This is a genomic window from Klebsiella sp. BIGb0149 (genome assembly GCF_004362605.1).
GTDB classification, from domain to species: Bacteria; Pseudomonadota; Gammaproteobacteria; order Enterobacterales; family Enterobacteriaceae; genus Klebsiella; species Klebsiella terrigena.
The window spans coordinates 464,774-484,037 of sequence record NZ_SNYG01000003.1 but is presented as its reverse complement, the minus strand read 5'-3'; the positions used below and the strand labels follow the sequence as shown (position 1 = coordinate 484,037).

Here is a 19,264-nt window from a genome sequence, read left to right as displayed (position 1 = left end):
GAGAAATGCTGTTCAAAGTGGATATGACCGTCAATATTCCGCTGGGGTTTCCCGGCGCCGAAATTGAGGAGATCAAGCAGCGCGAAAAGGCCTATTCGCAGCAGCTGCAGCGGGAAGGTAAATGGCGGCATATTTGGCGCGTCGCCGGGCTGTATGCCAACGTCAGTATTTTTGACGTGCGGGATGCCGAAGAGCTGCATCAGATATTAATGGGACTGCCGCTGTACCCGTTTATGGAAATACGCGTGGAGGCGCTCTGCCGTCATCCATCATCGATTCGTGAAGACGATAAATAATAATAATTAACCTCGCGCCGGTTTATATCGGCGTAAACCCTACAAATAAGCTGCAAGCAATAAGTGAGAATCGTTATGAAAAATTCTTTCGTACAACAAGAAGCCGTGCAGAAATTATTACGTGAAAGCGCCGGCCTGAACGTTCCCGGCGGCAACGAGCGCTTTAAAGCCATCGTCCACCGCATCCTCGAAGATATGTGCACCCTGATCGATGATTACAATATTAGCCAGGAAGAGTTCTGGCACGCGGTGAACTATCTCCACGAGCTGGGCGGGCGTCAGGAGGCGGCGCTGCTGGCGGCGGGCCTCGGAATCGAGCACTTCCTCGACCTGCGCCAGGACGCTATTGAAGCCGCCCAGCACCGGGAGACCGGCACCCCGCGCACGATTGAGGGGCCGCTATACGTCGCCAACGCGCCGCTGAGCGACGGCTACGCGCGGATGGATGACGGCAAAGATGCGGGAGAGGTCATGTGGCTGCATGGCCAGGTTTGCGACACCCAGGGGCGCCCGGTAGCGAACGCCGTGGTCGATATCTGGCACGCCAACACCCTCGGGAATTACTCCTTCTTCGACCAGAGCCAGGGGGAGTATAACCTGCGCCGCCGCATTCGTACCGGCGCCGACGGCCGCTACAGCGTGCGCAGCATCATGCCTTCCGGCTACGGCTGCCCACCGGATGGCCCGACCCAGAAGCTGCTTGACCAGCTGGGGCGCCACGGCAATCGCCCGGCGCATATACACTTCTTCGTTTCGGCTCCGGGCCACAGGCATTTAACCAGTCAGATTAACCTCAATGGCGATAAATACCTGTGGGACGACTTCGCATTTGCTACCCGCGACGGGCTGATCGCCGACCCGGTTAAAATCACCGATCGCGAGCTTATCCAGCAGCGTAAGCTCGACGGCGCGCATACCGAAGTGTGCTTTGATTTCACCCTCTGCCCGGCGCTAAACGCCGATGAAGAGCAGCGCGGCACCCGCCTGCGCGCGCAGGAGTAAGCCGCTCTTTTAACCCGGACTGCGGCGTCGCGCCCTGTCCGGGCTACCGGTACCATCGCCTTAATTAATCCGTACCGCGTCGTCGTTATCTCGCCACCGCCTTTTAATCCTGAATCATGCAGGAGGACCTGACTCATGCAAAAAACGTACGCAACGTTAAAAGCTAAAATTAGCAACGCATTAATTGTTGACCGTGAAAAGCATATTTATCGCTGTCATCGTTCAATATTTACCGACAGCCAGCTATTTGATTTTGAAATGAAGCATATATTCGAAGGCAACTGGGCGTTCCTCGCCCATGAAAGTCAAATTGCCGAGGCCGGAGATTATTATACCCTGACCCTCGGACGCCAGCCGGTGATTATTACCCGGGATAAAAAGAACCAGCTCCATGCGCTTATTAATAGCTGTGCGCACCGCGGCGCCATGCTGTGTCGGCGCAAAACCGGGAATAAAAACTCCTTCACCTGTCCGTTCCACGGCTGGACCTTTGGCAATAGCGGCAAGCTGCTAAAAGCGAAAGACGAGAGCACCGGCGGCTACCCGGAGACGTTTAAGCACGAGGGCTCCCATGACCTGAAAAAGCTCCCGCGCTTTCAGTCCTACCGCGGCTTTCTGTTCGGCAGCCTCAGCGACGACGTGCAGCCGCTGGAGCAGTATCTCGGCGAGACCCTGAAGATTATCGATCTGATGGTCGATCAGGCGGCCGAAGGGCTGGAGGTCCTCAAAGGCTCCTCGAGCTACGTTTATGAGGGTAACTGGAAGCTGGGGGCGGAAAACGGCGCCGACGGCTACCACGTCAGCGTGGTGCACTGGAACTACGCCTCAACGATGTCGCGGCGCAACTACGAAGCGGAAGGGACGCACTCGGTGGACGCCAACGGCTGGTCGAAAAGCCTCGGCGGCGGCTACGGCTTTGAAAACGGCCATATGCTGCTGTGGACCCGCGCGCTCAATCCGGAGGTGCGTCCGGTTTACGCGCACCGGGCGCGCCTGCAGGCGGAGTTTGGCGAGCTGCGCGCCGACCAGATGGTCAACGAAACCCGCAACCTGTGCCTCTATCCTAACGTCTACTTAATGGATCAGTTCTCCACTCAGATCCGCGTGATCCGCCCGATCGCCGTCGACAAAACCGAAGTGACCATCTGGTGCTTCGCGCCAAAAGGGGAGCCCGACGAGGCCCGCGCCCTGCGTATTCGCCAGTACGAGGATTTCTTTAACGTCAGCGGAATGGGCACCCCGGATGACCTCGAAGAGTTCAGCGCCTGCCAGCGCGGCTACCTCGGCGAGAGCCTTGCGTGGAGCGACCTCAGCCGCGGCGCGCTGCACTGGGTCGATGGCGCGGATGAGCACGCCCGGCACGCCGGATTTACGCCGCTGCTGAGCGGAGTCAAGTCGGAGGATGAAGCCCTGTACATCGCCCATCACCACCACTGGCAGAACGTGATGCTGGCGGCGCTTGATAAAGAGAAGCAGCGCTACGACCAGTCGATTACCCAGCGCGTGGAGGTGGCGTAATGTTGACGCTTGAACAGGTTCGCCAGTTTCTCTACTACGAAGCCCGCCTGCTTGACGACCGCCAGTGGGACGAATGGCTGACGTGCTACAGCCCGAAGGTGGTGTTCTGGATGCCGGCGTGGGGCGATGACGACCGGCTCACCCGCGACCCGCAGCGCGAGATTTCGCTGATCTACTACCCCAACCGCGACGGGCTTGAGGACCGGGTGTACCGCATCAAAACGGAACGCTCCGGCGCCAGCACCCCGGAGCCGCGGACCACGCACATGATAAGCAACGTGGAACTGATGGGCGAAGGCGAGCAGGGCCTGGAGGTGCGCTACAGCTGGGTGACCTGGAGCCATCGCTACCAGCAGACCGATGCCTATTTTGGCTCGACCTGTTGCACCCTCACCGTCGAAGACGGCAGGCCGCAGATTGTGCGAAAAACCGTGCGCCTGAACAACGACTACATCCGTCAGGTCATCGACGTTTACCATATTTAAGAGGGGCTTATGACCTTTAATATTGCGCTCAATTTTGAGGACGGCATCACCCGCTTTATCCACTGCAACCCCGGGGAGAAGGTGCTGGATGCCGCCTATCGGCAGAAGGTGAATTTGCCGATGGACTGCTCGGACGGCGTCTGCGGCACCTGCAAATGCCGCTGCGCCAGCGGTGATTATGCTCTGGGCGATGACTATCTTGAAGAGGCGCTGAGCGACGAGGAGGCCGCCGCGCGCCAGGTGCTGACCTGCCAGATGATCCCGACCAGCGACTGCGTGATTGACGTGCCGGTGGCGGCGGCGCAGTGCAAAACCGCGCTGGCCAGCGTCGGCGCGGCGGTGGTGGCGGTGAACGCCCTGTCGGAGAGCGCCCTTGAGCTGGTGGTCGCGCTTGACGAAGCGCTTGCGTTTCTGCCGGGGCAGTACATCAATATTCAGGTGCCGGGTACCCCCCACGTGCGGGCCTACTCCTTTAGCTCCCTTTCCGGGGCGCGCGAGGGCCGTTTCCTGATCCGCAACGTGCCCGGCGGCATCATGAGCCAGTGGCTGACGCAGCGCGCGCGGCCCGGCGAGCGGCTGATCCTCAGCGGGCCGATGGGCAGCTTTTACCTGCGCGGCGGCGAGCGTCCGCTGCTGATGCTCGCCGGCGGAACCGGCCTGGCGCCGCTGTTGTCGATGCTGCACACCCTCGTGCAGCAGGGCAGCACCCGCCCGGTGACCCTGGTGTACGGCGTAACCCGCGATAGCGATCTGGTCAAAACCGAGGCCCTGGACGCCTTCGTCGGCCAGCTCTCCGGCTACCGCTGGCTGCCGGTAGTGGCCGACCCGCAAAGCGGCTGTCCGCAGCGTGGGTTTGTCACTGACCATCTCGATGAGTCCATGCTTAACGCCGGGGATGTTGATATCTACCTCTGCGGTCCGCCGCCGATGGTTAACGCGGTCTCCTCCGCGCTTCGCGACCGCGGCGTCGAGCCGGCCGGTTTTTGGTATGAAAAGTTTATCGCCAGCCAGAGCGCGGCGGCATAAGGAGAGAGCATGCGATTTCAGGATAAGGTAGTGGCGATCACCGGCGCGGCCCAGGGAATCGGTCGGCAAACGGCCGAGCAGGCGGCGCGCGAGGGCGCGCGGCTGCTGCTGATCGACCGCTCCCGCTACGTACACGAGCTGGCGGCGGCGCTGGCGGAGTCCGGCTGCGACGTGCTGGCGCTGGAGGCCGACCTTGAGCAGTGGGCGAGCAGCGAGCAGGTTTTTGCCGAAGGCGTGGCCCATTTCGGCCGCCTCGACGTGCTGATCAACAATATTGGCGGCACCATCTGGGCGCGGCCCTTCGCCGAATATCAGCCGCAGCAGATTGAACAGGAGATCCGCCGGTCGCTGTTTCCGACGCTGTGGGGCTGCCGGGCGGCGCTGCCGTGGATGCTACGCCAGGGCAAGGGCGCTATCGTTAACGTCTCGTCCGTGGCGACCGCGGGAGTCAACCGGGTTCCCTATTCGGCGGCCAAGGGCGGGGTCAACGCGCTGACCCGATCTATTGCCATGGAGTACAGCGACAGCGGCATTCGCATCAACGCGGTGGCGCCCGGCGGCACCGAGGCCCCGGCGCGCCTGACGCCGCGCAATAGCGAGACGCCGACGGCGCAGGAGCAGGGATGGTATCAGCAGGTGGTCGATCAAACGGTGCAGAGCAGCCTGATGCATCGCTACGGGACGCTGGCGGAACAGGCAAACGCGATCCTGTTTCTCGCCAGCGATGAGGCAAGCTATATCACCGGCGTTACGCTGCCGGTGGCCGGGGGCGATCTCGGCTAGCGTCGGGTCGCGTACCAGCAGAGCAGGGAGCCGGCGCACACCATGCCGGCTCCCTGCCAGAACGACCACGACAGGGACGCGCTCAGCAGTACCGCCGCCAGCGCCGATGAGAGCACCGGCGTAAAGTATGATGCCGCCGCCAGCAGGCTGACGTTGCCGTGAAGGATCCCTACGTTCCACGCCGCGTAGGCCAGCCCCAGGGCCACCGCGACCATCACCAGCTTGATAACCACCGGCCAGCTAAAGATCATCGGCGGCTGATCGCTGAACAGAAATTTCAGCCACAGGGTCAGCGCCGTTAATAATACGAATAGGGTGATACCGTTTTTGCCTTTCGCATATTTGGCGGTCACCGTGCAATAGGCCGCCCAGATAAAGGCGCCGACGAATGCCAATATATAGCTCAGGGGGCTGGAGACGACGTTGCTGATAATTTCATCAATATTCAGGCCATGCTCACCGCCTAATACCCAAACGACGCCAAACAGCGCAATAAATAAGCCGGGAATAACCAGCCAGGTGCTTTTCTGCTGATTAAAGAGAATGGCGAATAAAATCGTCAGGCTGGGCCACAGATAGTTGACCATACCCACTTCGATCGCCTGCTGGCGGGTGCCGGCAAAGCCCAGAGAGAGCGCGAGGCAGATTTCATAGCTGACAAACAGCAGGCTGCCGGCCAGTAAATAGGGGCGCGGGATCTGCCGCAGCTGCGGGAAGCCGACGGTAAACACCAGCAATATACCGCTGAGGCTGTAGATCATTGCCGCGCCGCCTACCGGACCTAACCCTTCGCTCACCCCGCGAATCAAACCGACCATGGTGCTCCACAGCACAATAGCCACCAGTCCGGTTAACGTTGCCTTTTTCTTTTCCATTTTAAACCTGATGCCAATCCACATTCAGCTTCGATTTATAACACTTTTCTATTCCGCCGGACCGATATTTTCTTCAGCTGTTAATACCAAGGGAGTAATCAAATTCGCCAGGCCTGACTATTAAGGGGGCGAGCGTTTTCGACATTGATTTGACGCAATAAAAACAGGGACATTGCTGTTAGTTTCCTCCCCGCGATGAACAAAATTCCTGCATGGAGAAAATCAATGGACGTCAGCCGCAGAAAGTTTTTCAAAATCTGCGCAGGCGGTATGGCCGGAACAACAGCTGCTGCCCTGGGTTTTGCACCCAAAATGGCGCTGGCTCAGGCGCGTAACTACAAGCTATTGCGCGCCAAAGAGATCCGCAACACCTGCACATACTGCTCCGTGGGCTGCGGGCTATTAATGTATAGCCTCGGCGACGGCGCGAAGAACGCAAAAGAAGCAATTTATCACATCGAAGGCGACCCGGATCACCCGGTGAGCCGCGGCGCGCTGTGCCCGAAAGGGGCAGGCCTGCTGGACTACGTGCACAGCGAAAACCGCCTGCGCTACCCGCAATACCGCGCGCCGGGCTCCGACAGGTGGCAGCGTATTTCCTGGGATGAGGCCTTCGATCGCATTGCCAAACTAATGAAAGCCGACCGTGACGCCAACTTTATTGAGAACAACGAACAGGGTGTAACGGTTAACCGCTGGCTTTCCACCGGGATGCTGTGCGCATCCGCGGCGAGTAATGAAACCGGCATGCTGACGCAGAAGTTTGTGCGCTCGCTCGGCATGCTGGCGGTAGACAACCAGGCGCGCGTCTGACACGGACCAACGGTAGCAAGTCTTGCTCCAACATTTGGTCGCGGTGCGATGACCAACCACTGGGTTGATATCAAAAACGCTAACGTGGTGATGGTGATGGGCGGCAACGCCGCTGAAGCACATCCGGTGGGATTCCGCTGGGCGTTAGAAGCGAAGAACAACAATGATGCGACGCTTATCGTCGTCGATCCGCGCTTTACGCGTACGGCATCGGTGGCCGATATCTATGCGCCGATCCGCTCCGGCACCGACATTACCTTCCTGTCGGGGGTACTGCTGTACCTGATTGAAAATAACAAAATTAACGCCGAATACGTCAGGCACTACACCAACGCTAACCTGCTGGTGCGCGATGATTTTGCCTTCGATGACGGCCTGTTCAGCGGCTACGACGCTGAAAAACGCCAGTACGATAAGTCCTCCTGGAACTACCAGTTTGATGAGAACGGCTTTGCCAAACGCGATGAAACCCTGACCCATCCGCGCTGCGTCTGGAACCTGCTGAAACAGCACGTCTCCCGCTATACGCCGGAGGTGGTGGAGAACATCTGCGGGACGCCAAAAGCGGACTTCCTCAAGGTGTGCGAAGTGCTGGCCTCCACCAGCGCGGCGGATCGTACCACGACCTTCCTCTATGCGCTGGGCTGGACGCAGCACACCGTCGGGGCGCAGAACATCCGCACCATGGCGATGATCCAGCTGCTGCTCGGCAATATGGGGATGGCGGGCGGCGGGGTCAACGCGCTGCGCGGCCACTCCAATATCCAGGGGCTGACCGACCTCGGGCTGCTGTCGACCAGCCTGACCGGCTATCTGACGCTGCCGTCGGAAAAACAGACGGACCTGCGCAGCTATCTGCAGGCCAACACGCCAAAAGCGACGCTGGACGAGCAGGTGAACTACTGGAGCAACTATCCTAAGTTCTTCGTCAGCCTGATGAAATCCTTCTACGGCGACGCGGCGCAAAAAGAGAACGACTGGGGCTTTTGCTGGTTACCGAAATGGGATCAGGCCTACGACGTTATCAAGTACTTCAACATGATGGATGGCGGCAAAGTCAACGGCTACATCTGCCAGGGCTTTAACCCTGTGGCGTCCTTCCCGGACAAAAACAAGGTGGTGCGCAGCCTCAGCAAGCTGAAGTACATGGTGGTTATCGATCCGCTGGTGACCGAAACCTCCGTCTTCTGGCAGAACCACGGCGAGTCCAACGACGTTGACCCGGCAGCTATCCAGACGGAAGTCTTCCGCCTGCCGTCCACCTGCTTTGCCGAAGAAGATGGCTCTATCGCCAACTCCGGACGCTGGCTGCAGTGGCACTGGAAGGGCCAGGATGCGCCGGGAGAAGCGCGCAACGACGGCGAAATCCTTGCCGGGATCTACCATCGTCTGCGCGAAATGTACCGCGCCGAGGGCGGCAAGGGCGTCGAGCCGCTGCTGAAAATGGGCTGGGACTACAAGCAGCCGGATCGTCCGGAATCGGAAGAGGTGGCGAAAGAGAACAACGGCTACGCGCTGGCGGATCTCTACGACGCCAGCGGCGCGCTGGTGGCGAAAAAAGGCCAGCTGCTGAACAGCTTCGCGCTGCTGCGCGACGACGGCTCAACCTCATCCTCGTGCTGGATTTATACCGGCAGCTGGACCGAGCAGGGCAACCAGATGGCCAACCGCGACAACGCCGATCCGTCGGGCCTTGGCAACACCCTGGGCTGGGCCTGGGCGTGGCCGCTAAACCGCCGGGTGCTCTATAACCGCGCATCGGCGGATGTCAACGGCAGGCCGTGGGATGCGAAACGGATGCTGATCCAGTGGAACGGCGCTAAGTGGGTCGGGAACGACATTCCGGACTTCAACACCGCGCCGCCGGGGAGCAAAACCGGTCCGTTTATCATGCAGCAGGAGGGCCTCGGCCGGCTGTTTGCGCTTGATAAGCTGGCGGAAGGTCCGTTCCCTGAGCACTACGAGCCGATGGAGACGCCGCTGGGAACCAACCCGCTGCACCCGAACGTTATCTCCAGTCCGGTGGTGCGTCTGTACGAAGAGGATGCCGTGCGCTTAGGTAAGAAAGACAGGTTCCCGTACGTCGGCACCACCTATCGCCTGACCGAGCACTTCCACACCTGGACCAAGCACGCGCTGCTTAACGCCATCGCGCAGCCGGAGCAGTTCGTCGAAATCAGCGAGGGGCTGGCGAAAGCCAAGGGGATTACCAACGGCGATCGCGTGACGGTCAGCAGCATGCGCGGCTTTATTCGCGCGGTGGCGGTAGTGACCCGTCGCCTGCAGACGCTCAACGTCAACGGCCAGCAGGTGGAAACCGTCGGGATCCCGCTGCACTGGGGCTTTGAAGGGGTGGCCCGTAAAGGCTACATCGCCAATACCCTGACGCCGAACGTCGGCGATTCCAACTCGCAAACGCCGGAGTATAAGGCGTTTCTGGTCAACATCGAGAAAGCGTAAGGGGCGATTCAATGGCGATGGAAACACAGGACATTATTAAACGCTCCGCGACTAACCCTATCACTCCCGCGCCCCGCGCGCGGGACTTTAAGGCGGAAGTCGCCAAGCTTATCGATGTGTCATCCTGCGTGGGCTGTAAGGCCTGCCAGGTGGCCTGCTCCGAGTGGAACGATATCCGCGATGAGGTGGGGCACTGCGTCGGGGTTTACGATAACCCGGCGGATCTCAGCGCCAAATCCTGGACGGTGATGCGCTTTAGCGAAACCGAACAGAACGGCAGGCTGGAGTGGCTGATCCGCAAAGACGGCTGCATGCACTGCGAAGATCCGGGCTGCCTGAAGGCCTGCCCCTCCGCCGGGGCGATTATTCAGTACGCGAACGGCATCGTCGACTTCCAGCAGGAAAACTGCATTGGCTGCGGCTACTGCATCGCCGGGTGTCCGTTTAACGTCCCGCGCCTCAATAAAGAGGATAACCGGGTCTATAAATGCACGCTCTGCGTGGATCGCGTTAGCGTCGGTCAGGAGCCGGCGTGCGTGAAAACCTGTCCGACCGGGGCGATTCATTTCGGCAGCAAGAAAGAGATGCTGGAGGTGGCGCAGGAGCGGGTCAACAAGCTGAAGGCGCGCGGCTATCCGCATGCCGGGGTGTACAACCCGCCGGGCGTCGGCGGCACGCACGTGATGTACGTCCTGCATCACGCCGACCGGCCGGAGCTGTACCACAAGCTGCCGAACGAGCCGAAAATTGATACCAGCATCAATCTGTGGAAAGGGGCGCTGAAGCCGCTCTCGGCGCTGGGCTTTGTCGCCACCTTTGCCGGGCTTATCTATCACTACATCGGTATCGGACCGAACAAGGAAGTGGATGACGATGAGGAGGAACATGATGAGTAAATCGAAGATGATTGTGCGCACGAAGTTTATCGACCGCGCCTGTCACTGGACGGTGGTTATCTGCTTCTTTCTGGTGTCACTGTCCGGGATCTCGTTCTTCTTCCCGACCCTGCAGTGGCTGACGGAAACCTTCGGTACGCCGCAGATGGGGCGCATTCTGCATCCCTTCTTCGGGGTGGTGATTTTTATCGCCCTGATGTTTATGTTCGTCCGTTTTGTGCACCACAACATCCCCGACAGGCAGGATATTCCATGGCTGAAGGGGATTGTTGAGGTGCTGAAAGGCAACGAGCATAAGGTGGCGCGCGTCGGGAAATATAACGCCGGGCAGAAGATGATGTTCTGGACCATCATGAGCATGATTTTTGTGCTGCTGGTGAGCGGGGTGATTATCTGGCGGCCCTGGTTTGCGCACTATTTCCCGATTCAGGTCATCCGCTACGGCCTGCTGATCCACGCGGCGTCGGCGATTGTGCTGATCCACGCCATCCTGATCCATATGTATATGGCGTTCTGGGTGAAGGGGTCGATTAAGGGCATGGTTGAAGGCAAGGTGAGCCGCCGCTGGGCGAAAAAACACCACCCGCGCTGGTACCGCGACGTCGAGCGCCTGGAGGCGAAGAAAGAGAGTTCGCAGGGGATAAAATAGGCCTGCCGAGGAATTCTGCATGGCGCGACCGATGTCGCGCCATTTTTTTTAGCCTTCGCCGCGCAGGACCTCCAGCCCCACCCGCTGGCCGTAAGAGAGCTCGAGGGTATTGCCGTCCGGGTCGGCAAAGAACACGTAGTAGCCCACCGGCTCGCCGAGCTGCTCAGGCTCGCTGCGCAGCACCCCCTCGCGGCGCGCTATCGCGGTTTTTTCATCGATCTCCTGGCGCGTCGCGCAGGCTACCCCGAGGTGACCGAAGGGCCCAAGCGGGGTATCGGTGTGGCTATCCGTCTGCACCAGCACCAGGGCAAACGGGCGGGTGCGGTCGCTCAGCCACGCCACGTGGCGCGCGGAGGGCAGATCGGGCGAGCGCCGGTGGATCACCTGCATTGCGGTGTAGCGGGTATAAAAATCGATACTTTTTTGCAGATCGCGCACCATAAAGGCGACGTGGGTAAAACCGCTGTCTACTTCCTGCATCATGCTGCTCCTGTAAGGTCGTTTTGTTCTGCCGACAACGGTAATACCTCAGGTTAACCTGAGGTAAAGCGCGAATTGTGCCATTGGCGATCGCCAAAAGGGGTAGGGCCAGGAGGCTCCCGCCGATGCGGGAGCCGGCGGGAGAGACTAGAAATGTTCCTTGATAAAACGGAAGGGGTACTCGCTGGACTTACTCTTGCCCGTTTTGCGCTTGGGCAATTTAACCGGATCGATATGCGGATCCTTGTAGGGGATCTGCGCCAGCAGGTGGGTAATGATGTTCAGGCGAACGCGCTTCTTCTCCTCCGAGCGGGCGACAAACCACGGCGCCCAGGCGGTATCGGTGGCGGCAAACATCGCGTCCCGGGCGGCGGTGTAGTCGTCCCAGCGGTTAAACGACTTGATGTCCATTGGCGACAGCTTCCAGATCTTGCGCCCGTCGTTGATGCGGTCGCGCAGGCGGCGCTCCTGCTCCTCCGGGGTGACCTCCAGCCAGTATTTCAGCAAAATGATCCCGGACTCGACCATCGCCCGCTCGACCATCGGCGCGCCTTCAAGGAATTTATCCGTCTGCTCGGGGGTACAAAAGCCCATCACCCGCTCGACGCCGGCGCGGTTGTACCAGCTGCGGTCGAAGATTGCTATCTCTCCGGCTGCGGGTAAAAAGGGAATATAGCGCTGATAGTAGAGCTGGCTCTTCTCGCGCTCGGTGGGGGCCGGGAGGGCGATAACCCGAAACACGCGCGGGCTGACCCGCTCGGTGATGGCTTTGATGGTGCCGCCTTTCCCCGCGCCGTCGCGACCCTCAAACACGATGCAGACCTTCAGCCCCTGGCTGACGACCCACAGCTGCAGCTTGACCAGCTCAACGTGCAGCTTGCGTAACGCCTTTTGATACTCTTTTTCGCCGAGCGGCTCGGTTTTACCGACGCGATCGATGGCTTTGCTCTTTTTCTTGTTTCCCATGGGCTCTTCTCCGTCGTGTATAGCGCCGGGTCAGCGCTCTACTATGAAGTGTAATAACGGCGCCAGCGGCCGACGGAAAATATTCATTCACCGCAGCCGCGCTGCCCGCTAATTAAGCGCCAGAGGCGATATTCATGCAGCGATCGCGCCGTTATATGGATAAAAATGTCACTTTACGTTTTTGGCTGGCCTGCCGCCGTCGAATGGTCAATAATGCCGACCGAAAGTAAAAACAAAGGGTTATACCGCCCGGGATTGACCTGTTTGCCACGTTGCCCGGCCTGCCGTCGCGCCCGTTTGCGGCCCGGGCAGGCCTGGGTTATTTAAGGTTCAGAAGTATGAAAAAGACTATTTTTTCGTTAGCGCTTGGCACCTTTGGTCTGGGAATGGCGGAATTTGGCATCATGGGCGTCCTGCCGGAAGTGGCCCACGACGTGGGGATCTCGATCCCCGTCGCCGGCAATATGATCTCCTGGTACGCCTGCGGGGTGGTGATCGGCGCGCCGGTGATGGCGCTGATTTCGAGCCGCTTTTCGTTAAAATCGGTGATGCTATTTCTCGCCGCGCTCAGCATTATCGGTAACGCCATTTTTGCCTTCTCTGCGAGCTATTCCATGCTGGCGGTCGGTCGGCTGGTCTCCGGTTTTCCCCACGGCGCTTTTTTTGGCGTTGGCGCGATTATCCTGTCGAAAATAGCCCCGCCGGGAAAAGTCACCGCGGCGGTCGCCGGGATGATAGGCGGGATGACGGTAGCGAATCTCATTGGCGTACCTGCCGGAACCTGGTTCGGGCACCAGTTTAGCTGGCGCGACACCTTTATGGCCCTCTCCCTATTTAACGTCGCGGTCTTCCTGTCTATTATCCGCTGGGTGCCGACGCTGTTTGATAAAGCCACGACGCGATTGCGTGAACAGTTTTACTTTTTAAAATCACCGGCACCGTGGCTGATATTTGCCGCGACGCTGTTTGGTAATGCCGGCGTATTCGCGTGGTTCAGCTATATCAAGCCGTTTATGATTAACGTTGCCGGTTTTTCCGAAGGCGCGATCGTCTTTATTATGATGCTGGTGGGTCTGGGAATGGTGCTGGGCAACGTGCTCAGCGGCAAAATTTCCGCCCGCTTTAGCCCATTGCGCATTGCCGCCGCCACCGACGGCATGATTGCCGTGGTGCTGTTGCTGATGTTTATCTTCGGCGATCGTCAGCCGGCGGCGCTGCTGCTGGCCTTTATCTGCTGTACCGGTCTGTTTGCGCTGGCGGCGCCGCTACAAATCCTGCTGCTGCAAAACGCCCGCGGCGGGGAGATGCTGGGGGCGGCGGGGGGGCAGATTGCCTTTAACCTCGGCAGCGCGATTGGCGCCCTGTGCGGAGGAATGATGCTGACCTGGGGCTTTGGCTGGAGCTCGGTTGTGCTGCCTGCCGCCGGGCTCTCCTTCCTCGCCATGAGCTCGCTGCTGATTTACGCTCGCTATCAGCGCAGCCTTCGCTAGCCGTCGCGCGCCGTGCCTGGTGCGGCGCGCGGGGCCGAAGAGTCAATCCGTAAACGGCTCGCCGAGGGTCAACATCAGACGGTTTGCCCAGGCGAAAAATGCCGCGGATTGCAGCAGGTCGAGCTGGGCGAGGGTATCGAGCCCCTGGCGTTCAACGGCGGCCAGATGACCGGGGCCGAGCGCCGACGGGGTGACCGAGATCGCCGCGGCAAAATCAATTTCCGCCTGCCAGCGCGCCGACTGGCCGTCGCCGAGGTTATCTCCCGGCGTCACCGCCAGCAGGGTTTCCACCGCCGTCTCCTCTTTTGCCAGCTGGGCCGCCTTGCGGGCGTGCACCGAGGCGCAATAAATACAGCCGTTAATTTTGCTGGCCACCGTAGCTGCCAGCTCCCTTTCGGCGCGCGGCAGCCCGCCCGGCGTGTAGAAGATGCCCTTGTCGGTCAGCGTGCGCTGCTCCAGCAGCGGCTGGTTGCGGGCCAGCAGGCGAAAGTAGGGCGAGTCGCTGTGGCCATATTTCGCCAGGATGTTGCGTTCCTCCTCGCTGAATTCCTCCAGCGGTTTGGCGGCGATCCACGGTTCCCAGCTCAGCTCGTCGCGGGTGAAGTGCACCGGCGCACGCCTGCCGCTGACCGTCTGCGGCGCGGTATGCCAGAAGCCGGCAACCACCGGCGTCTCCGCGCTGACCACCGGCTTACCGTTTAGCAGCCGCAGCCCGGCGATCAGCCGGCTCTGGAAGCTCACAAAGGCGATCAGCTGGGCGAGGGTGACCACCGCCCGCAGGCTCCAGCCGGCGTGAGTTAACGTCTGCAGCGCCGCTGGCGTGGCCTCGATCGGGGTAAAGGTCAGCAGGCGGGCAAATCCCAGCGCCGGGATCAGCCGCGGCGAGGTCGGGTCGGCAAGACCGAATCCGGCGTAGTGGGCGGCGAGGGCGTCGGCCTGGTGCAGCTTGGCCACCTTTGCGGCCACCGCGAAACGCTCGCTCAGGGGGAAATCCTCCTCCTCCTGACCGAACAGCGTTTCATAGCTGCCCTGGGCATGGCGGGTGGCCGCTTCACGCACCGCGCGGGCCTCGGCCAATGCGGAATTCGGGGCAATATCGGCCAGCTCAGCCAAAATATCCTGACTCAGTGTCATGGTGACTCCTTACTGTAGTTGCGGGGCAATATGCTGAGCGATCAGCTCAATGGAACGCAGCGTGTCGCGATGCGAAGGTTCAACGGAGTGGACCTGGAACGAAATATCGGTTACCCGCGCCAGCACGCTATCCTGCGCCAGCGAAGCCTTCACCTGTTCGACCTCGCCGACGTGGGCATCCAGCTGGGAGAGATAATCTGTGACGGTGTCACCAACAAGCTGATGTCCGGCAGCGCGGTGCGCCGCTGCCTGACGACGCAGGCCCGGCTCCGCCACCTGCAGGGCGTACTGCCGGCTGTCGGCAACAAACGCGGTGCGTGAGGCGAGGATCCTCGGTGCGACCCCCGCCGGGAGCGCGCTGAGGTAGGCGTCGATAATCGGATTCTGGATGGCGTCCAGCGGCAGCTGCGGCTGACCGACGGGGCGCGGCTGGGTGCGGGAGAGCATCAGTCCGTGCCCGGCCTGGCCCGCGCGGATAGCCCCTTCGGCGGAGAACGTGGCAATCCATATGCGCTCGGCGAGCTGCGGCGCCGGCGGGTAGAGATGGTTATCCGGATGGGCCAGCGAATCGCCGCGCCAGGCGCTCTGAATCAGATGCAGGTGTTCGGCGAAGACCTCTCCCCGCCGTTCGCTGGTGAGGCCAAAGGGTAAAAACGAGGTCGGCGTGCCGCCCGAACCAAAGCCCACTTCCAGCCGCCCGTCCGCGAGCAGATCCAGCACCGCCGCGTCTTCGGCAACGCGCAGCGGATCCTCCATCGGTAGGGTTATGATGGCGGTGCCAAGGCGAATACGCTCGGTATGCGCGGCGGCATGGGCGAGAAACACCAGCGGCGACGGCAGGCCGCCCTCATGCTCATGAAAATGGTGCTGCGCAATCCACGCGCTATCGAAGCCGAGTCGTTCGGCGTGGCGGATCTGCTCGGTCGCCAGGCGATAGCGCTCCTTCGGCGCCGCGTCGTCCAGCAGACGGGTGAAAAAGCCCAGACGTTTACGCGTCATGCAACCTCCTTGCTTGAGGTGGAAAAGTGGGGAATAGCGGCGATAAGCTCGCGGGTGTAATCATGCTGCGGCGCGGCGAACAGGCGGCCAACCTCACCGTGCTCGACAACCAGGCCGGCGCGCAGCACCGTCACGCTGTGGGCGATGCGGCGCACCGTGGCCAGATCGTGGGTAATAAACAGATAGGTCAGCCCCAGCTGCTGCTGGAGCTGCTGCAGCAGGGCGAGAATTTGCGCCTGCACCGTGACGTCGAGCGCCGAGGTGGCTTCATCCAGCACCAGAATGGTCGGCTCCAGCACCAGCGCGCGGGCAATCGCCACCCGCTGGCGCTGGCCGCCGGAGAGCTCGCGGGCGGTTCGCCCCAGCAGCTCGGGGGCGAGGGCGACCCTGGCGGCAACCGCCTCGACGCGGGCGCGCCGCTGGGCCGGGCTGAACCGGTCAAAGTTTTTCAGCGGCTCCTCGATAATTTCCTGCAGCGTCTGGCGCGGGTCGAGGGAGGCGAACGGGTTTTGGTAGACGAACTGAATTTTGCGCCGCAGCTGGCGCTGCGCTTCGCGGCTTAAATGTCCGGCATTGATGCCGTCAATGGCAATCTCGCCGCTATCGGCGCGCTCAAAGCCGAGCAGGATCCGCGCGAGGGTGGTTTTCCCTGAACCGGATTCGCCGACCAGCGCGTGGGTGCTGCCGCGCCGCACCTCGAAGCTCACGCTGTCCAGCGCCTGCAGATGCGAATGGCCTAGCGTGAAGCGTTTGCTGACGCCTTCCAGGCGAATAGCCGGCGTCGCCATCCCGCGCCCGCCTGCCGGGGCGATGGTGAGGTTTTGCCCCTGCAGGTCGCTGAGCAGCTGGCGGGTGTAGGCGTGCTGCGGCGTGCGGATCACCTCTGCCGTTGCGCCTTGCTCCTGAATCTCGCCGTGGCGAAACACCAGCAGGCGGTCGGCGCGCTGCGCCGCCAGCGCCAGATCGTGGGTGACAAACAGCACCGCGGTGCCGGATTCCCGGCGCAGGGTATCGAGCAGGTCGAGAATGCGCTTTTGTACCGTGACGTCGAGGGCGCTGGTAGGCTCGTCGGCAATGATTAAATCCGGCTTCAGGGCGATGGCTATCGCGATCAGCACCCGCTGCTTCATGCCGCCGGAGAGCTGGTGCGGATACTGGTTAAAGCGCTGCTCGGGATGGCTCAGGCCGACTTTTTCCAGCAGCGCCAGCACCTGACTCTTGCGCTCGGCGGCGCCGTGCTTTTGATGCAGGCGGAGGATCTCCCCGACCTGGGCGCCGATGGTCTGCACCGGGTTCAGCGAGTTGCCCGGGTCCTGAGGCACCAGGCTGATGCGCGCGCCGCGCAGGCTATCGAGCCGCTTACCCGACCAGCCGCTGATATCCTCGGCGTTAATGAGGATCTTCCCGCCGTCGCGGCGGGCGTTATCCGCCAGCAGGCCGATAATCGCCTGGGCGGTGGTGGTCTTGCCGGAGCCGGACTCGCCGACAAATGCCAGCATTTCGCCGCGCCTGATGCTAAAGCTGACGCCGTGCACGACCTCGCGCCACTGCTGCCGGGAGCGGTAGCTGATGCGCAGGTTTTCGACGCTTAATACGTTCATGCGCGTTCTCCGCTAAATTGGCGGCTGATGCGGTTGGCGGCGAGCACCACCGCCACCACCGTCACGCCGGGGAAGGTGGTCAACCACCAGGCGGTTGAAAGATAGTTACGCCCTTCGGCAATCAGCAGCCCCCATTCAGGGACCGGCGGCGGGGTGCCGTAGCCGAGAAAGCTCAGGGTTGAGAGCGCGAGGATCGCCTGACCGAACTGCAGGGTGGCGAAGGCCAGCACGGCGGTCAGCGAGTTCGGCAGAATATGTCGCCAGAAGACGGCGAAGAAGGTCCCGCCGCTGCCGTAAGCCGCCTCGACATAATCGCTATGGCGCACGCGAACCACCTCCGCCCGCGCCAGGCGGGCAAAGCTGGCAATCGCGGCGACGCCAACGGCCACGGCGGCGTTAACGGTGCCGAAGCCGAGGATGATGATCACCGTGAGCGACAGCAGCAGCGAAGGGATCGCCAGCAGGACGTCAACCAGCCGCATCACCACCGACTCCACGCGTCCGGCGGCGGCCCCGGCAAGGGTGCCGAGCGCGCTGCCGACGATCAGCCCGATGGCGACCGCCGCCAGCGCCGCGCTGAGGGAGTGCACGGCGCCGTAAACAATCCGCGCCCACAGATCGCGTCCCAGCTGGTCGGTGCCGAGCCAGTGTCCGGCCTGCGGCGCCAGGCGCTGGGCGCCGGGTATCCCTTCCAGCGGGCTATAGGGAGTAAAGAGCTGCGGCGCGACGGCCAGCAGCACGGCGGTAACGATGACCGCCCAGGCCAGCCATAGCCCCGGCTGCAGGCGCAGGCTGCGCCGGCTAAACGTCCGGCGGCGGGCGGCGATAGCGTAATCGACCAGGCTCATAGGGCACCTCCGGCAAGCGGTTTCAAACGAGGATCGAACAGCGGCATCAGCAGATCGACCAGCAGATTAATCAGCACGAAGCCGAGGGCCGAGATCATCACCACCGCCTGCAGGACGGCGATATCCTGATTATTCACCGCCTGCTGGGTGAGCTGTCCGAGGCCCCCGCGGCCAAATACGGTTTCGGTAATCAGCGCCCCGGCGATCAGCTCGCCCAGCAGCAGGCCGGCGATGTTCAGCACCGGCAGCAGCGCGTTGCCGATGACGTGTCGCCACAGCACGCCGGTTTCGCTCATTCCTTTGGCCCGGGCGACGGCGACGAAGGGCTGGGCGGCAACCTGGTCCATGCTGCGCAGCAGTATTTGCGCCAGCGGCGCGGAGATGGGCACCGCGACGGCAATAATCGGCAGGATCAGCCCCTGTAGCGGGCTGGGATTGATCACCGGGATCCAGCGCAGCTGGAAGGAGAACAGCTGAATCAGGGCGATGCCGAGCCAAAAGGTGGGCAGGGAGATAAACAGCACCGGCAGCGATTGCAGGGCGTTACTCAGCCAGCGTAGCCCCGGCAGCCGGGCGGCGAAGGCGAGGGTAAACGCCAGCGCGATCGCCGCGATAAAGGCCGGGAGCGCGAGGCTCAGAGTTTGCGGAAGATTGCTGGCGAGCAGGGCGTTGACCGCGATCCCCGCCTGCAGCGAGTAGCCAAAATCTCCGCGCAGCATCGCCAGCAGGCTGTGCAGGTACTGCCGCCACAGCGGGCTATCGGCGCCGTAGGCGAGGCGCATTTCGGCAATTTGCGCCGGGCTGAGGCCAAGGTCCGGATTCTGGAACTTGATCAGCACCGCATCTCCCGGCAGAACCTGCAGCAGCACGAAGGAGAGGGTGAACGCCGCCCACAGCACCAGGACACCCTGGCCCAGCCGGCTGAGAAGATAGTGGCTCATCG

18 protein-coding genes are annotated in these 19,264 nt (G+C 61.5%); 10 read left to right on the top strand and 8 right to left on the bottom strand.

What is annotated here, in order from left to right; translation table 11 throughout:
- Nucleotides 1-5 precede the first annotated feature (5 nt).
- The 6 genes from catC to benD all read left to right on the top strand — a co-directional run bounded on the left by catC (nucleotide 6) and on the right by benD (nucleotide 5,110).
- The gene (catC, locus tag EDF75_RS14100; protein WP_041145415.1) at nucleotides 6-296 is read left to right on the top strand and encodes a muconolactone Delta-isomerase; all 291 of its coding nucleotides are present in this window, start codon (nucleotides 6-8) and stop codon (nucleotides 294-296) included.
- 75 nt (nucleotides 297-371) lie between these two features.
- Nucleotides 372-1,298 carry a catechol 1,2-dioxygenase gene (gene catA, locus EDF75_RS14095; protein ID WP_133599864.1) on the top strand — a complete coding sequence of 309 codons (927 nt, stop codon included), beginning with the start codon at nucleotides 372-374 and terminating at the stop codon, nucleotides 1,296-1,298.
- Nucleotides 1,299-1,433: 135 nt separating this feature from the next.
- Nucleotides 1,434-2,816: a Rieske 2Fe-2S domain-containing protein gene (locus tag EDF75_RS14090; RefSeq protein WP_133599863.1), complete on the top strand. Its 1,383-nt coding sequence runs from the start codon at nucleotides 1,434-1,436 to the stop codon at nucleotides 2,814-2,816.
- A complete protein-coding gene (gene benB / locus EDF75_RS14085; RefSeq protein WP_133599862.1) occupies nucleotides 2,816-3,301 on the top strand; it encodes a benzoate 1,2-dioxygenase small subunit in 486 nt (161 codons plus the stop codon). Before EDF75_RS14090 ends, benB begins: the two co-directional genes overlap by 1 nt.
- A 9-nt stretch (nucleotides 3,302-3,310) precedes the next feature.
- The gene (benC, locus tag EDF75_RS14080; protein ID WP_133599861.1) at nucleotides 3,311-4,327 is read left to right on the top strand and encodes a benzoate 1,2-dioxygenase electron transfer component BenC; all 1,017 of its coding nucleotides are present in this window, start codon (nucleotides 3,311-3,313) and stop codon (nucleotides 4,325-4,327) included.
- Between the two features lie 9 nt (nucleotides 4,328-4,336).
- Entirely contained in the window at nucleotides 4,337-5,110 is a 774-nt protein-coding gene (gene benD / locus EDF75_RS14075) for a benzoate diol dehydrogenase BenD (protein ID WP_133599860.1), read from the top strand.
- Here the strand turns inward: benD and yddG are convergent.
- Nucleotides 5,107-5,985 (bottom strand): aromatic amino acid DMT transporter YddG, encoded by an 879-nt coding sequence (gene yddG / locus EDF75_RS14070; protein WP_133599859.1) that lies wholly within the window; start codon nucleotides 5,983-5,985, stop codon nucleotides 5,107-5,109. The two genes, benD and yddG, sit on opposite strands and share 4 nt — an antisense overlap.
- A 225-nt stretch (nucleotides 5,986-6,210) precedes the next feature.
- On the opposite strand from yddG, the gene fdnG reads away from it, so the two are divergent.
- Genes fdnG through fdnI form a run of 3 tightly spaced genes read left to right on the top strand, consistent with a single transcriptional unit; the run spans nucleotide 6,211 to nucleotide 10,803 of the window.
- A complete protein-coding gene (gene fdnG / locus EDF75_RS14060; protein ID WP_133599858.1) occupies nucleotides 6,211-9,258 on the top strand; it encodes a formate dehydrogenase-N subunit alpha in 3,048 nt (1,015 codons plus the stop codon).
- Nucleotides 9,259-9,269: 11 nt separating this feature from the next.
- Nucleotides 9,270-10,154, top strand: a complete 885-nt coding sequence (fdxH, locus tag EDF75_RS14055; RefSeq protein WP_128878248.1) for a formate dehydrogenase subunit beta — start codon at nucleotides 9,270-9,272, stop codon at nucleotides 10,152-10,154.
- Nucleotides 10,147-10,803, top strand: coding sequence for a formate dehydrogenase-N subunit gamma (gene fdnI, locus EDF75_RS14050; RefSeq protein ID WP_133600004.1), 657 nt, complete (start codon nucleotides 10,147-10,149; stop codon nucleotides 10,801-10,803). Before fdxH ends, fdnI begins: the two co-directional genes overlap by 8 nt.
- Before the next feature lie 48 nt (nucleotides 10,804-10,851).
- Here the strand turns inward: fdnI and EDF75_RS14045 are convergent, their stop codons facing one another.
- Both EDF75_RS14045 and ppk2 read right to left on the bottom strand, forming a co-directional pair.
- Nucleotides 10,852-11,283 (bottom strand): VOC family protein, encoded by a 432-nt coding sequence (locus tag EDF75_RS14045; RefSeq protein ID WP_041145426.1) that lies wholly within the window; start codon nucleotides 11,281-11,283, stop codon nucleotides 10,852-10,854.
- A 147-nt stretch (nucleotides 11,284-11,430) separates the two neighbouring features.
- Entirely contained in the window at nucleotides 11,431-12,249 is an 819-nt protein-coding gene (ppk2, locus tag EDF75_RS14040) for a polyphosphate kinase 2 (protein ID WP_133599857.1), read from the bottom strand.
- Nucleotides 12,250-12,587: 338 nt separating this feature from the next.
- On the opposite strand from ppk2, the gene araJ reads away from it, so the two are divergent.
- Entirely contained in the window at nucleotides 12,588-13,739 is a 1,152-nt protein-coding gene (gene araJ, locus EDF75_RS14035) for an MFS transporter AraJ (RefSeq protein WP_133599856.1), read from the top strand.
- Nucleotides 13,740-13,781: 42 nt separating this feature from the next.
- Here araJ and EDF75_RS14030 read toward each other — a convergent pair whose 3' ends face one another.
- Genes EDF75_RS14030 through EDF75_RS14010 form a run of 5 tightly spaced genes read right to left on the bottom strand, consistent with a single transcriptional unit; the run spans nucleotide 13,782 to nucleotide 19,262 of the window.
- Complete coding sequence (locus EDF75_RS14030; protein WP_133599855.1) at nucleotides 13,782-14,873, bottom strand: alkylhydroperoxidase domain protein; 1,092 nt, start codon at nucleotides 14,871-14,873, stop codon at nucleotides 13,782-13,784.
- Nucleotides 14,874-14,882: 9 nt separating this feature from the next.
- Entirely contained in the window at nucleotides 14,883-15,872 is a 990-nt protein-coding gene (locus tag EDF75_RS14025; protein WP_133599854.1) for a putative FMN-dependent luciferase-like monooxygenase, read from the bottom strand.
- Nucleotides 15,869-17,473 (bottom strand): dipeptide ABC transporter ATP-binding protein, encoded by a 1,605-nt coding sequence (locus EDF75_RS14020; RefSeq protein ID WP_133599853.1) that lies wholly within the window; start codon nucleotides 17,471-17,473, stop codon nucleotides 15,869-15,871. Before EDF75_RS14020 ends, EDF75_RS14025 begins: the two co-directional genes overlap by 4 nt.
- The gene (locus tag EDF75_RS14015) at nucleotides 17,470-18,321 is read right to left on the bottom strand and encodes an ABC transporter permease (protein ID WP_133599852.1); all 852 of its coding nucleotides are present in this window, start codon (nucleotides 18,319-18,321) and stop codon (nucleotides 17,470-17,472) included. Before EDF75_RS14015 ends, EDF75_RS14020 begins: the two co-directional genes overlap by 4 nt.
- On the bottom strand, nucleotides 18,318-19,262 hold the full coding sequence (locus EDF75_RS14010; RefSeq protein WP_133599851.1) for an ABC transporter permease: 945 nt from the start codon (nucleotides 19,260-19,262) through the stop codon (nucleotides 18,318-18,320). Before EDF75_RS14010 ends, EDF75_RS14015 begins: the two co-directional genes overlap by 4 nt.
- Nucleotides 19,263-19,264 lie beyond the last annotated feature (2 nt).